This is a genomic window from Streptomyces sp. NPDC057950 (assembly GCF_042887295.1).
Classification (GTDB): domain Bacteria; phylum Actinomycetota; class Actinomycetes; order Streptomycetales; family Streptomycetaceae; genus Streptomyces; species Streptomyces kaempferi.
This window is the reverse complement of the sequence record NZ_JBHVPP010000007.1, coordinates 93,753-107,622: the sequence shown is the minus strand read 5'-3', so window position 1 is coordinate 107,622 and position 13,870 is coordinate 93,753. Positions and strand designations below refer to the sequence as shown.

The window sequence follows — 13,870 nt, the reverse complement described above, 5'->3', positions numbered from 1 at the left end:
CCCGTGTGGACCCCCGCAGGGCGCCCCGGCACGGACACCCGCATGGACCCCCGTACGAAAGGCAGCCCACCTGTGACTGCGATTCTCCAGGGCCGTACCCGCAGGGCCGCACTGGTGGGCGCGATGTGCGCCCTGGTCGTGACGGGGACGGGACTGACGGGGTGCGGCAGCGAGGATCCGGACGCGGGCACGAACGGGGTGGGCAAGCTGCCCGCCGCCACGATCCAGTCGAAGGCCCGCACCGCGGCCACGTCCGCGGAGGCGGTCAGGCTCGCCGGGACCGTGGTGTCGAACGGACGCACGTACAAGCTCGACATGCGTCTGAAGGCGGACGGCGGCACCGGTTCGGTCACCTCGCAGGGCGCGGGTTTCCGGCTGCTGCGGGTGGGCGAACACCTCTTCCTCAAGGCCGGCGCCGAGTTCTGGAGCCATCAGGGCGACAAGAGCGACGGCACCTCGGCGGACACGGCCGCCGCCGACAAGCTCGGCGGCAAGTACGTGAAGGTGCCGGCCGGCGACCCGGCCTACAAGCGCTTCATCAGTTTCACGGACAAGGACGCCCTCCTGGAGGGCCTGCTCACCCTGCACGGCACGCTCGCCACGGACGGCCACCACGAGCAGTCCGGCGTCCGCACCATCCGGATCACCGGTGACAAGGGAGCGGGCGGCACCCTCGACGTCTCACTGAAGGGGACCCCCTACCCGGTCCTTCTGGTCCGCGCGGGCGGCGCCGGCACCCTCCGCCTCACTGACTGGGGCAAGGGCTTCGCCCTCGCCGAACCGGCCAAGGACGAGACCGTCGACTACGGCAGGCAGCTGCCCACCTCGTAGCCGCCGCCGAGCCCCACGGCCGCCCGCGTCTCCCGATGCCCACCGGACGTCCTACGACGGCCCGAGTGTCCCGATGCCGCCCGGACCTACGACCGCTTGCGCTTCTTGAAGAGGAGACGGGGGACGGCCGCCGGGACCGGCTGCCGGGTCGTCGCCGGGGTCGGCAGGGGCGCGGCGGCCAGCGAGCCGTCCGGCAGCGGGAGCGTGCCGGCCAGGGGCTCCAGACGCAGCACCCGGCACTCGCGCGCCCAGCGGGCCGGCATCTCCTCACCGTCCGGCGCGTTCAGACGCTTGCCCTTGAGTTCGGCGACCGTCACCTGCCACACGTCGGAGTCGGGGGCGAGCTCGACCACCCTCGCCGTCCAGGCCACCACACGCCCGCCCTTGTCCTTGCTGCGTACGGTGACCACCGCCTCGCCCCCGTCGGAGAGGCCCGGCAGCGGCTGCTCGCCGGGTCCGTCGCCGACCAGACAGACCGCGCCGTCGTGCCACACGTGCCACAGGGCCTGGGCGGGCTCTCCGGGGCCCTGGGCGCCGGTCGACGGCGTGCCGTCGCCACGCACCCAGATCAGCCCGGACTTCTTGGTGGCTTCCTCGATGAGCGCCTGATCGAGCACCTGTTCCGTCATGGGACTCAGCCTAGCCAGCGGGACGCGCCCGCGTCAGAGCCATCCGTTGCGCTTCAGGATCCGGTGGATCGAGAGGCAGATGCCGACGGTGACGCCGAGCGTCAGCGGATAGCCGAACTTCCAGCGCAGCTCCGGCATGTAGTCGAAGTTCATGCCGTACACACCGCACACCATCGTCGGTACGGCGATGATCGCGGCCCACGAGGTGATCTTGCGCATGTCCTCGTTCTGCGTGACGGACGCCTGCGCGAGGTTGGCCTGGAGGATCGAGTTGAGCAGCTCGTCGAAGCCGAGGACCTGCTCCTGCACCCGGGCGAGGTGGTCGGCCACGTCGCGGAAGTACTTCTGGATGTCCGGGTCGACCAGCCGCATCGGCCGCTCGCTCAGCAGCTGCATGGGACGCAGCAGCGGCGACACCGCCCGCTTGAACTCCAGTACCTCACGCTTGAGTTGGTAGATGCGACCGGCGTCGGTGCCGCGCGGAGTGCCTTTGCGTCCGAGCGAGAACACCTCCGTCTCGACCTCGTCGATGTCGTCCTGCACGGCGTCCGCGACCGCGATGTACCCGTCCACGACGTGGTCGGCGATCGCGTGCAGCACGGCCGAGGGGCCCTTGGCGAGCAGGTCAGGTTCGTCCTGCAGCCGGTGCCGCAGCGCCCGCAGCGATCCCTGGCCGCCGTGCCGGACGGTGATGAAGAAGTCCCGGCCGGTGAAGCACATGACCTCACCGGTCTCCACGACCTCGCTGGTGGCGGTGAGTTCGTCGTGCTCCACGTAGTGGATCGTCTTGAAGACCGTGAACAGGGAGTCGTCGTAGCGCTCCAGCTTGGGCCGCTGGTGTGCCTGTACGGCGTCCTCCACGGCCAGCGGGTGCAGCCCGAACTCGCTCGCGATGCCCGAGAACTCGGCCTCGGTGGGCTCGTGCAGGCCGATCCACACGAAGCCGCCGTCGCGGTGCACCAGGCGCATCGCCTGGTGCGGGGTGAGGGGCTCGCGGGTCTGGACGCGGGCCCCGTCGCGGTAGACCGCGCAGTCGACCACGGCGGAGTTGGTCCCGGGGGCGCGGGTGGTGTCGTACGAGCCGCTGTCCTTGCGCAGGGAGGGGCGGGGGCGGACCGCGGCACGGAGGTCACGGATCATCGACATGGCAGGCTCCTTCACAACTGGAGGCCGCCGGCGACGGTTGGAACTGCCCGGAATGGGGACGTCCTGACTGCGGATGTTTGGCACGTCCACAAAGCGGGGAGCACCGCACCGTCGCGGTGGCAGCTTCGCTACTGATTCAGATCAGACAGATCAGGCGGGAACGAAGCGCTCTTCCGTGGTGCAACGGACAACGCTGACACGTATGCACACGTTTGCAGGAGGCGGCAGCCGGCCTGGGCAAGGAAACCAGCTACAGAATTCAGCGACCGGAAGAGCGGGTGGTACTGCACGGTCGACTTCGGTCCATTGCAGCCCCACCTCCTCCGGCCGGTCCCCCGTGAGGGACGATCCATCCCCCGTGGGGGAGCTGTCTCCCGTCGGGGAGATCAGTCAGTCTCAGTGCGTCGGAGCTCGAGAGCGACGCTTCTGCGTGCTGCCCCGACCAGCGGCCAAGACTATCAGCGCACCGAAGCGTCAAGCCCCCGCTTTGCCCGTTGCTGACGAGTTCTATGCTCGGTTCATGGCTGATGTTCTTCCTCTGGTCGAGGCCCGGTTGCGTTCCGCGCTGGGCGAACCCGACGCGCGCGCCGCGGTCACCTTCCTCGGCACCGACCGCATCGAGGTGCTGCGCTTCACGGAGGGAGACGTCGTCCGCTACGCGACGCTCGGCATGTCCGCCCAGCCGATGGCGGACCCCACGGTGGTGCTCGCCGATCCGGTGAAGGGTCCGCGCGCCGAGCTGGTCCTGTCGGTGCGCGCGGGCGGCGCCGAGACCGACAAGGTGCTGCGCGCGCTCGCCGTGCTCGCCGCGTCCCCGCAGGTCGAGGGGCTGGTGGTGACTCCCGGTGCCTCGCTCGACGTGGGCGGACCACTGTGGCCCGGCGCGCCCTTCACCTCCGTCCTGGTCGCGGAGTCCGGTGGCCTGGTCGAGGACCTGGAGCTGGACGCGCCCGCCGATCCCGTACGGTTCCTGCCGCTGCTCCCGATGACGCCGAACGAGGCCGCGTGGAAGCGGGTGCACGGCGCCGGGGCCCTCCAGGAGCGGTGGCTGAACGGCGGGACGGACCTGCGCGATCCGCTGCGCACATCCGTTCCGCTGGACTGAGACCAGGTCAGTTCCTGGCCGGAAATCGTCAGTTGGCAAAAACCGTGACGCTGTCCTCGGAGGCGTGCCGCGGCCGCAGCCCGGCCGCCTCTTGCGTGAGCGCGTCGCGCCGTACGCAGACCACCGCGGCGCCGATCAGCGCGGTGGCCGCCGCGACCAGGAACGGGACGCGGACGGAGCTCCACTCCTCGATCTTCGGCGCGAAGTAGGGCGCCGCGGCCGCCGCGAACCAGCGCACGAAGTTGTACCCGGCGCTCGCCACCGGGCGCGGCGCGTCCGACACGCCCAGCGCCAGTTCCGTGTACACGGTGTTGTTCACGCCGATGAAGGCGCCCGAGAGGATCGTGCAGACGACGGCGGTGGTGTGGTCGCCGTAGCCCAGCACGAGCACGTCGGCGGCGAGCAGCACCAGGGAACCGCCGAGCACCTTCAGCGAGCCGAACCGTGCCTGCGCGCGTGGCGCCACGACCACCGAGAACGCCGCGAGCAGGACGCCCCAGCAGAAGAAGACCGCTCCGGACTTGTAGGGAGTCATGTTCAGTACGAACGGCGTGAAGGCCAGCACGGTGAAGAACGTGTAGTTGTAGAAGAACGCGGAGGCGGCGGCCGAGGCGAGACCGCCGTGGCCGAGCGCCTTGAGCGGGTCGAGCAGCCCGGTCCTGCGCGCCGGTTTCGGCTGCTCCTTGAGGAAGGTCGTGACGCACAGGAAGCCGACCGCCATCAGGAACGCGGTGCCGAAGAACGGGTAGCGCCAGCTGGCGTTGCCGAGCAGCGCGCCGAGCAGCGGCCCGCAGGCCATGCCGAGGCCGAGCGCGGACTCGTACAGCAGGATCGCCGCGGCGCTGCCGCCCGCCGCCGCGCCGACGATGACGGCGAGGGCCGTCGAGACGAACAGGGCGTTGCCCAGCCCCCAGCCGGCCCGGAACCCGACGAGTTCGCCGACCGACCCGGAGGTGCCCGCGAGACCGGCGAAGACCACCACGAGCGCGAGACCGAGCAGCAGGGTCTTCTTGCCGCCGACGCGGCTGGAGACGAAGCCGGTCAGCAGCATCGCGACCGCGGTGATCAGGAAGTAGGAGGTGAAGAGCAGGGAGACCTGGCTCGGGGTGGCGTCCAGGCCCTTGGCGATGGAGGGCAGGATCGGGTCGACGAGCCCGATGCCCATGAAGGCGACGACGGATGCCCCGGCGGTCGCCCAGACGGCGTTCGGCTGGCGCAGGAGACCGCCCGCGCCCGCGTCGAACGTGTCTCCTGTGTCCCCCGTGTCCCCTTGGGCGGGGCCTCCCGTGCTGCTGGTCATGTTCGTGCCTCCGACGGTCCTGGTGAGGTCGTTGCTGTATGCACATAATAAGTTAGCTGAGCTAATTAGTGCAAGTTACATCTAATTCCTCGCGGTGACGGCGCGCTCCGGACGGGTGATCGTCCTTGACGCGGCGAAAGACGGGGAGGACCGTGGGGCTCTATGAGGGGCGAACCCAGTTGCCCGAAGTGTGGTGGCCGGGTCAGGGCTCCCGGCCTTTTTGCCGACTCCTGGCAGTGTGATGCGCACGGGACCGTGCATCCGCTGCAGCCCGTGATCCCGCCCAGCGTCGAGGCCCTCGGTGTCGTGGTGCACCGTGCCCGGGTGCCGGTGTGGATGCCGTGGCCGCTGCCGGTCGGATGGCTGTTCACCGGTGCCGGCTTCGCGGGCGACGACCGCAGCGGCGGGCGCGCGACCATGGTGGCCTGCTCGGGCCCCGGCCCCCTCGGCGGCATCGGGGAGCTGATCCTGGTCGCCGAGGAGCTCGGCGTCGGCCTCGGCGCGCGCTACGCCGGTATCGACGGCCCTGACCCAGGGCCCTACATGAGTGTTGAGAAACCGCCGCAGGCCAAGGTCCTCGCGGCCGGCCGGCCCACCCCGCTGTGGCATGTGGCCGGCGCCCCCGACGACCGCGCCGTCTTCGCGGGCGAGGCGCTCGGGCTGTGGCTGTGGGCGGTCGTGTGGCCCGAGCAGTCGGGGCTGCTGATGTACGACGAGCTGGTGCTGACGGACCTGCGGGACGCGGGGGCGGAGGTGGACCTGCTGCCCTGCGGGGCGCTGTCGCCGCGCATCCTGGAGCCGTAGCGCTCCGCCGGGCCGGGAAACGGGGCCGACGCCGGGCGGCTGGGCGGTGGGCGCTGCGCGGCTCGGCGGATGGGGCGCCTCGTAGGGGGTGCACCACGGTTGCGGGTGTGACAGGGCTGCTCGGGAACCCCGTTATCCTTGGGTGTCCCCTTCCGTGTCGTCACCGCCTGGAGTCGCGTAGTGCGCATCGACCTGCACGCCCACTCCAACGCTTCCGACGGCACGGACACCCCGGCCGAACTCGTCCGCAACGCGGCCGCCGCCGGTCTGGACGTCGTCGCGCTGACCGACCACGACACCACCCGCGGACACGCCGCGGCCGCCGCGGCCCTCCCCGAGGGGCTCACCCTCGTCGCCGGTGCCGAACTCTCCTGCCGCCTCGACGGCATCAGCATGCACCTGCTGGCCTACCTCTTCGACCCCGCCGAACCCGAGCTGCTCGCCGAGCGCGAGCTGATCCGGGACGACCGGGTGCCGCGGGCCCGGAGCATGGTCGCCAAGCTCCGGGAACTGGGCGTGCCGGTCACCTGGGAGCAGGTCGCGCGCATCGCGGGCGACGGCTCCGTGGGCCGGCCGCACATCGCCTCCGCCCTGGTCGAGCTGGGGGTCGTGGACACCGTCTCCGAGGCATTCGGCGGCGACTGGCTCGCCGACGGCGGCCGGGTCTACGTACCCCGGCACGAGACGGACCCCTTCGACGCGATCCGGCTGGTCAAGGCGGCGGGCGGCGTGACCGTCTTCGCGCACCCGGCCGCCGTCAAGCGGGGCCGCACCGTGCCGGAGGCGGTCATCGCGGAGCTGGCCACCGCCGGACTCGACGGCATCGAGGTGGACCACATGGACCACGAGCCGCCGACCAGGGCGCGGCTGCGGGGTCTCGCGGCCGAGCTGGGACTGCTCGTCACGGGGTCCAGCGACTACCACGGCAGCCGCAAGACCTGCGTCCTCGGGGAGTACACGACCGACCCCGAGGTGTACGGGGAGATCACCCGGCGGGCCACCGGGGCGTTCCCGGTGCCGGGAACCGGCGGAGCCTGATCGCCCGCCCCTCGGACACCGGATTCCCTCCCCACGCACCCGGCGCTGTCGGCCGTGTGCCCTGTTCCGCCCGGCGGAACGCCCTTCCCCAGCGGTGACCGCACTTCCCGCCGTGCCGCTCCCCCCACCCTCGCAAGGCCTCACTGAACCATGTTCGACCTCGCCGTCTTCGGCTCCCTCTTCCTCACCCTCTTCGTGATCATGGATCCCCCCGGGATCACCCCGATCTTCCTCGCGCTCACCGCGGGACGCCCCGCCAAGGTGCAGAAGCGCATGGCGTTCCAGGCCGTCTGCGTGGCGGGCGGGGTGATCGCGGTCTTCGGCCTGCTCGGTCATCAGATCCTGAACTACCTGCACGTCTCCGTGCCCGCGCTGATGATCGCGGGCGGGCTGCTGCTCCTGCTGATCGCCCTCGACCTGCTGACCGGCAAGACCGACGAGCCGAAGCAGACCAAGGACGTCAACGTCGCCCTCGTACCGCTCGGCATGCCGCTGCTCGCGGGCCCCGGTGCGATCGTGTCGGTGATCCTCGCCGTGCAGAAGGCGGACAGCGTCGCCACGCAGGTGTCCGTGTGGACCGCGATCCTCGCCATCCACGTCGTGCTGTGGGTGGTCATGCGGTACTCGCTGCTGATCATCCGCGTCATCAAGGACGGGGGCGTCGTGCTCGTGACCCGGCTCGCGGGCATGATGCTCTCGGCGATCGCCGTCCAGCAGATCATCAACGGCGTCACACAGGTCGTCCGGGGCGGTTGAGCGGCCTCCGGGGCGGTCGGCCGCCTCCGGTGCCGCGACGGCCCTCTCGTATACGCAAAGCCCCGTACGGCGTCGATGCCGTACGGGGCTTTGAAGTCTGAGACGTCCGGGACGTCCGAGAGGTGTCCGCGGGTTACGAGGCGGACGAATCGGCCGGGCGGATCCACAGGCGCTGCCCTATCGCGGCGGCCTGCTGAACGATCCGGTTGACGGAGGCGGCGTCAACGACGGTGCTGTCCACGGGCGTGCCGTTGACATCGTCGAGTCGCATGATTTCGAAGCGCATGGGCTTCTCCCTTCGTCTGGTCATCCTCCTGAGGAGAACTACTCGGTGCTGGCGTGCGAGCTGAATCAGTCCCCGCTTCCGTTCGTATTCAACGGTGTGCGTGTTACAAACATTCCCTACGCTAAGGAAATTTTTCGAGTCCCTAATTATCGCCTGGTAAGAAGTGTGGAGGAGACTGAACGGGACCAGTTGTGTTCGAAGCGTGACCGCCGGGAGAATGGGGGGTGATGAACGACGACCTCGCGGCGCTCGGCGCCCGCATCGACCGCACGAACGAGCTGCTTCAGCGCATGCTCGCCGAGGTGGCGAAGACGCCCTCGACCCACGCGATCTTCGTCGACGCCGGGTACCTGTACGCGGCCGGGGGACGGCTCGTCGCCGGGACCGAGGACCGCCGCTCCTTCGACCTCGACGCCGAGGGCCTCATCGAGGCACTCATCGACAAGGCCCGCACCATCTTCGCGGACAGCAGGCTGCTGCGGGTGTACTGGTACGACGGCGCGCGTCGCCGCATCCACACCGCGGAGCAGCAGTCGATCGCCGAACTCCCGGACGTCAAGGTGCGGTTGGGCAACCTGAACGCCAACAACCAGCAGAAGGGCGTCGACTCCCTCATCCGGTCCGACCTGGAGTCCCTGGCCCGGCACCGCGCCATCAGCGATGCCGCCCTGCTCGGGGGCGACGAGGACCTGGTGTCGGCGGTCGAGGCCGCGCAGGGGTACGGGGCGCGGGTCCACCTCTGGGGCATCGAGGCGCCCGAGGGCCGCAACCAGGCCGAGCCGCTGCTCTGGGAGGTCGACAGCCAGCGCACCTTCGACCTCGACTTCTTCAAGCCCTACGTGTCCCGTCGGACCGCCACCACGTACGACGCGAGCGCGGTGAGCCGGCCCACGCGAGAGGACGTGCGGTTCGTGGGCGCGCAGATCGCCGCGAAGTGGCTGGCCGCGCGGGGACGCGAGGCGCTGGTGGACCTGCTGCCGGGTCATCCGTATCTGCCCGGCTCGGTGGACCAGGACCTGCTGGTCGAGGCGGAGGGGCTGCTCCAGTACTCCCTGCGGGGGCAGGCGGATCTGCGCCGGTCCCTCCGGGACGGCTTCTGGGAGCATCTGCAGGCGCAGTACTGACCGGTCCCCGGTCTCCGCCCTCGGGTGCCGTCCCCCGTCCGGTTTCCCCGTCCGGTCTCCGCCGCGCGGTTCGTCCGACACGGGCCACAGGGCACGGGTCACGGGTCACGAGGCACGAGGCACGAGGCACGAGCCACGGTTCACGCGGTGGCGGCGGTGTCCCAGAAGTCGGCGAGGGCGCGGGCGGTCGGCAGGGGCTGGTCCGTGTTGGGGGAGTGCTCGGCACCCCGCACGACCGTGCGCCGGGCGTCGAGACGTACGGCCATGTCGTCCAGCAGCTCCACCGGCCAGGTGTCGTCCTGCGAGCCCGACAGGACGTGCTTCGGCAGCCGCACGGCGGCCAGCTCGGCGACGCGGTCGGGCTCGGTGCACAGCTGCCGGCCCGTCGCGATCAGCTGGGCGGGACGGGTGGCCAGCCAGCGGCGCCGCAGGTCGTCACGGTCGTCCAGCCCCGCGTCGAGCTCTCCGGTCTCGGTCTCCTCCGGCGGCTCCATCGCCCGGATCGCGTCCCACACCTGGCCCATGTCCATCACGGCGAGCGCGTCCCGGAGCAGCTTGACGCGCTGCTGCTGGGAGACGGAGATCTGGGCGGGGCCCGACGCCATCAGGGTGAGCGAGGCGAAGGGGGCCGGGTCGAGAAGGACTGCGGCCCGGGAGACCTGTCCGCCGAGGGAGTGCCCGACGAGGTGCACGGGCACCGCGAGGGCCGCCGCCTGTGCGAGTACGTCACGCGCCAACTCCTCCTGCGCGTAAGCCGTTTCGTCGTGCTCGGGCCCCTCGCTCTCGAACTGTCCACGTCCGTCGACGGCGACGGTCCGGTACCCGCGCGCCGCCAAGGGTTCGTGCAGCGCGATGAAGTCCTCCTTGCTCCCGGTGAAACCCGGCAGGAGCAAGGCGGTTCCCCGTACGGCGGTTCCGGCGTCGATCACCGCGAACTCGCCGCGCGCGGTGCTCAGCCGGTAGGCGCGCGCTCCGGCAGGCGGGACGAAGGAGGGGGGACGGCTCATGGCTCCGAGGCTATCGGGCGGCGCCTCGTGACCCACTGTCCGGGGCGTCTGTTCGGGTCGTCCGGGCACCTGCCCACGGCGCCGGGCGGGTGAGGTGCGGGAACACCGACGGCCCGGCCCCCCGAAAGCGGGGGACCGGGCCATCGGACTGCGGATCAGCTCTCCGCGGGCTCCGCGACAGCGGCGGCCTTGCGGGTGCGGCGGCGAGGCTTGGCCTCGTCCGTCTCCGGGGCCACCGCGGCCTCCGCGGTCTTGCGGGTGCGGCGGCGCGGCCCCGCCTCCGGCTCCTCGGCGGCGGCCGTCTGCGCGGGGATGGTCGCCTCGACGGCCGGTGTGGCGGCCTTGCGGGTGCGGCGCCGGGGCGTGACGGGTGCCTCGGCGGTGTCCGCGGTCGCCTCGGTGGCCACCTCGGGCGTGGCCTTGGTGGTCGCCTTGGCGCGCGTACGGCGCGGCTTCGGCTCCGTGGCCTCGACGGCCTCGGCGACCTGGGCGGGCGCCTCGGTCGTGGCCACCGCGGCCTTGCGGGTGCGGCGCGGCTTGGCGGCCGGCGCCTCCGCGACACCCTCGGCGGTGTCGACCGCGGCCTCGGCGGCCTTGCGGGTGCGGCGGCGCGGTGCCGCCTCCTCGACGGCGGCCGTCAGGGGCGCGCCGTCCGCCTCGACGGTCTCCGCGACGGCCTTGCGGGTGCGGCGACGGGGCTTGGCCTCCGCGGCCTCCGCGGTGTCAACGGCACTTTCCGCGGCGGGAGTTGCCGCGGTCGTGGCCTTGGCGCGGGTGCGGCGCGGCTTGGTCTCGGTGACCTCCGGAGTGACCTCGACCGTGTCGAGGACGGCCTCCGCGGCCTCCGCGGCCTTACGGGTGCGGCGGCGCGGCTTGGCGGCCGGAGCCTCCGCGACCGTCTCGGCGGGCGGCGCGGCGACGGTCTCGGCGACCGCGACGGGCTCCGCGACGACAGTGACGGTCTCGGCCGGGGCCTGTGCCGTCCTGCGGGTGCGGCGGCGCGACTTGGTGGCCGTGGCGTCCGTGCCCTCGACCGTCGTGACCACGGTCTCCGCGGCCTCGGGTGCGGCCGAAGGCTCGACGGCCTCGGTGGCCGTGGCGGTCGCCAACGGCTCCGACGCACCGGCGCGCGTACGGCGACGGCGGCGCGGCGTACGGGGCTCGGTGGCCTCCGTGGCGGCGGGCTCGGCCGGAGTCTGCGGCGCCGATGCCGTCGGCGCGCCGGCGGTCTCGTCCAGCGATGTGCCGTTGCGCGTACGGCGGCGACGGCGCGGGGTGCGGTCCGGACGCTCCCGCTCCCGCTCCACGGCAGGCGCCGCCGCGCGGCCACCGCGGCCGCGAGGACCGCGGCCACCGGTCTCGCCGAGGTCCTCGACGGCCTCCGCCGAGAGCCCGGCGCGGGTGCGCTCGGAACGCGGCAGGACACCCTTGGTGCCGGCCGGGATGCTGAGTTCCTCGAACAGGTGCGGGGACGTGGAGTACGTCTCCGGCGGGTTGTTGAAGCCGAGGTCCAGCGCCTTGTTGATGAGCTGCCAGCGCGGGATGTCGTCCCAGTCGACGAGGGTGATCGCGATGCCCTTGGCACCCGCGCGGCCGGTCCGGCCGATGCGGTGCAGGTACGTCTTCTCGTCCTCGGGGGACTGGTAGTTGATGACGTGGGTGACGCCCTCGACGTCGATGCCGCGGGCGGCGACGTCGGTGCAGACGAGGACGTCGACCTTGCCGTTGCGGAAGGCGCGCAGCGCCTGCTCGCGGGCGCCCTGGCCCAGGTCGCCGTGGACCGCGCCGGAGGCGAAGCCGCGCTGCTGGAGCTGGTCGGCGAGGTCGGCCGCCGTCCGCTTGGTGCGGCAGAAGACCATCGCGAGCCCGCGGCCGTCGGCCTGCAGTATGCGTGCGACCAGCTCGGGCTTGTCCATGTTGTGCGCGCGGTAGATGAACTGCGCGGTGTTGCGGACCGTCGCACCCGAGTCGTCCGGCTCGGAGGCGCGGATGTGCGTGGGCTGCGACATGTAGCGGCGCGCGAGGCCGATGACCGCGCCCGGCATGGTCGCCGAGAACAGCATGGTCTGGCGGCGGGCCGGCAGCATGTTCATGATCTTCTCGACGTCGGGCAGGAAGCCCAGGTCGAGCATCTCGTCGGCCTCGTCGAGGACGAGGGCCCTGATGTGCTTGAGGTCGAGCTTCTTCTGGCCCGCGAGGTCCAGCAGCCGGCCCGGGGTGCCGACGATGACGTCGACGCCCTTCTTGAGGGCCTCCACCTGGGGTTCGTACGCCCGGCCGCCGTAGATGGCGAGCACGCGGACGTTGCGGACCTTGCCCGCGGTCAGCAGGTCGTTCGTCACCTGGGTGCACAGTTCGCGCGTCGGGACGACGACGAGGGCCTGCGGCGCGTCGGTCAGCTGCTCGGGCCGGGCGCGGCCCGCCTCGACGTCGGCGGGAACGGTGACACGCTCCAGGAGCGGGAGGCCGAAGCCCAGCGTCTTGCCGGTGCCGGTCTTGGCCTGGCCGATGACGTCGCTGCCCGAGAGGGCGACGGGGAGCGTCATCTCCTGGATGGGGAAGGGGTTGATGATGCCGACGGCCTCAAGGGCTTCGGCCGTCTCGGGAAGGATTCCGAGCTCTCGGAAAGTCGTAGTCAGGGTGCTGCCTCTTCTGTGTACGCGGTACGAGGCGAGCGCGGGGGTCGTGACGGGACCGTGCCGGGGACGTCGGCCGCTCTGTGACGGGCGGGCCGAGTGGCATGGGACCACTGCCGACGCTCGAGCTCTCGTGCCGCTGAGGGTTCCCTCCGGATGCCGTACGCGATGTGCCGTACCGGTGAGGAGGGCTGTCGGGTCGGAGCCGATCGGGCCACCGACCGGGCATCCTCATTCGTGCGGCCCGTCGAATACTCGCCGGGCGCATTACCACCATACCCCGGAATCGCGCATATGCGATGGCCGATCTGGTCACGTAGTCGTCGTCACACTGGATGAGCAGGGACTTCCCTGCCGCGGCGCGCGGGCTATTGTGCGCTTCATGACGACGCCTGACAACGCCGCTGACACGTCCGCCGAGACACCCGGCACCACCACTCCCGCGGCCACCGGAGTCGCCGCGCGGAACTGGGACACGGCGTCCGCCGACCCCCAGTACCGCGCCGCGGTCGTGGACCTGCTCGGAGCGCTCGCGTACGGCGAGCTGGCGGCGTTCGAGCGGCTCGCCGAGGACGCCAAGCTGGCGCCGACGCTGAGCGACAAGGCGGAGCTGGCCAAGATGGCGTCGGCCGAGTTCCACCACTTCGAGCGGCTGCGGGACCGGCTCTCCGGGATCGGCGAGGAGCCGACCGGGGCGATGGAGCCGTTCGTCGCCGCGTACGACGGTTTCCACAAGCAGACCGCGCCCTCGGACTGGCTGGAGGGGCTCGTCAAGGCCTACGTCGGCGACTCGATCGCCAGTGACTTCTACCGGGAGGTCGCCGCGCGGCTGGACGAGGACACGCGCGGTCTCGTCCTCGGCGTCCTGGACGACACCGGGCACGCGAGTTTCGCCGTGGAGAAGGTCCGCGGCGCGATCGACGCGGACCCGCGGGTGGGCGGCCGGCTCGCGCTGTGGGCGCGGCGGCTGATGGGCGAGGCGCTCTCCCAGTCGCAGCGGGTGGTCGCGGACCGCGACGCGCTGTCGACGATGCTCGTGGGCGGCGTGGCGGACGGCTTCGACCTCGCGGAGGTCGGCCGGATGTTCTCGCGGATCACCGAGGCCCACACGAAGCGGATGGCGGCGCTGGGCCTGGCGGCCTAGGGTCCGCGCGCCGCGGCGGGGCGAACGCTGCCCGCCGCAACACGCCCTAGGTCCTGTTCGACCG

General features: G+C 71.7%; 13 protein-coding genes. 7 read left to right on the top strand and 6 right to left on the bottom strand.

Annotation, left to right across the window (positions count from 1 at the left end):
- Positions 1-72 precede the first annotated feature (72 nt).
- The gene (locus tag ACFVTC_RS14335) at positions 73-831 is read left to right on the top strand and encodes a hypothetical protein (RefSeq protein WP_390126875.1); all 759 of its coding nucleotides are present in this window, start codon (positions 73-75) and stop codon (positions 829-831) included.
- A gap of 86 nt (positions 832-917) precedes the next feature.
- On the opposite strand, the gene ACFVTC_RS14330 is transcribed toward ACFVTC_RS14335, so the two are convergent.
- Both ACFVTC_RS14330 and ACFVTC_RS14325 read right to left on the bottom strand, forming a co-directional pair.
- Positions 918-1,460 carry a hypothetical protein gene (locus ACFVTC_RS14330; RefSeq protein ID WP_390126874.1) on the bottom strand — a complete coding sequence of 181 codons (543 nt, stop codon included), beginning with the start codon at positions 1,458-1,460 and terminating at the stop codon, positions 918-920.
- Positions 1,461-1,493: 33 nt separating this feature from the next.
- Positions 1,494-2,606, bottom strand: a complete 1,113-nt coding sequence (locus tag ACFVTC_RS14325; RefSeq protein ID WP_390126872.1) for a magnesium and cobalt transport protein CorA — start codon at positions 2,604-2,606, stop codon at positions 1,494-1,496.
- A gap of 520 nt (positions 2,607-3,126) precedes the next feature.
- On the opposite strand from ACFVTC_RS14325, the gene ACFVTC_RS14320 reads away from it, so the two are divergent.
- Entirely contained in the window at positions 3,127-3,711 is a 585-nt protein-coding gene (locus tag ACFVTC_RS14320; protein WP_390126871.1) for a suppressor of fused domain protein, read from the top strand.
- A gap of 28 nt (positions 3,712-3,739) precedes the next feature.
- On the opposite strand, the gene ACFVTC_RS14315 is transcribed toward ACFVTC_RS14320, so the two are convergent.
- The gene (locus tag ACFVTC_RS14315; RefSeq protein WP_390126870.1) at positions 3,740-5,011 is read right to left on the bottom strand and encodes an MFS transporter; all 1,272 of its coding nucleotides are present in this window, start codon (positions 5,009-5,011) and stop codon (positions 3,740-3,742) included.
- 162 nt (positions 5,012-5,173) lie between these two features.
- Between ACFVTC_RS14315 and ACFVTC_RS14310 the strand changes: the two genes are divergently transcribed.
- The 3 genes from ACFVTC_RS14310 (at position 5,174) to ACFVTC_RS14300 (ending at position 7,609) form a co-directional block, all read left to right on the top strand.
- On the top strand, positions 5,174-5,815 hold the full coding sequence (locus ACFVTC_RS14310) for a DUF6758 family protein (RefSeq protein ID WP_390126869.1): 642 nt from the start codon (positions 5,174-5,176) through the stop codon (positions 5,813-5,815).
- Between the two features lie 180 nt (positions 5,816-5,995).
- Positions 5,996-6,853: a PHP domain-containing protein gene (locus ACFVTC_RS14305; RefSeq protein WP_390126868.1), complete on the top strand. Its 858-nt coding sequence runs from the start codon at positions 5,996-5,998 to the stop codon at positions 6,851-6,853.
- Positions 6,854-7,003: 150 nt separating this feature from the next.
- Positions 7,004-7,609 (top strand): MarC family protein, encoded by a 606-nt coding sequence (locus ACFVTC_RS14300; protein ID WP_168530097.1) that lies wholly within the window; start codon positions 7,004-7,006, stop codon positions 7,607-7,609.
- A gap of 133 nt (positions 7,610-7,742) precedes the next feature.
- Here ACFVTC_RS14300 and ACFVTC_RS14295 read toward each other — a convergent pair whose 3' ends face one another.
- Entirely contained in the window at positions 7,743-7,895 is a 153-nt protein-coding gene (locus ACFVTC_RS14295; protein ID WP_168530098.1) for a hypothetical protein, read from the bottom strand.
- A gap of 227 nt (positions 7,896-8,122) precedes the next feature.
- Between ACFVTC_RS14295 and ACFVTC_RS14290 the strand changes: the two genes are divergently transcribed.
- A complete protein-coding gene (locus ACFVTC_RS14290; RefSeq protein WP_168530099.1) occupies positions 8,123-9,019 on the top strand; it encodes an NYN domain-containing protein in 897 nt (298 codons plus the stop codon).
- Between the two features lie 140 nt (positions 9,020-9,159).
- Here the strand turns inward: ACFVTC_RS14290 and ACFVTC_RS14285 are convergent, their stop codons facing one another.
- Both ACFVTC_RS14285 and ACFVTC_RS14280 read right to left on the bottom strand, forming a co-directional pair.
- On the bottom strand, positions 9,160-10,026 hold the full coding sequence (locus ACFVTC_RS14285; RefSeq protein ID WP_390126867.1) for an alpha/beta fold hydrolase: 867 nt from the start codon (positions 10,024-10,026) through the stop codon (positions 9,160-9,162).
- Between the two features lie 155 nt (positions 10,027-10,181).
- Entirely contained in the window at positions 10,182-12,572 is a 2,391-nt protein-coding gene (locus ACFVTC_RS14280) for a DEAD/DEAH box helicase (protein ID WP_390126866.1), read from the bottom strand.
- Between the two features lie 463 nt (positions 12,573-13,035).
- Between ACFVTC_RS14280 and ACFVTC_RS14275 the strand changes: the two genes are divergently transcribed.
- Positions 13,036-13,806: a ferritin-like fold-containing protein gene (locus ACFVTC_RS14275; RefSeq protein WP_390126865.1), complete on the top strand. Its 771-nt coding sequence runs from the start codon at positions 13,036-13,038 to the stop codon at positions 13,804-13,806.
- The last annotated feature ends 64 nt before the right edge of the window (positions 13,807-13,870 follow it).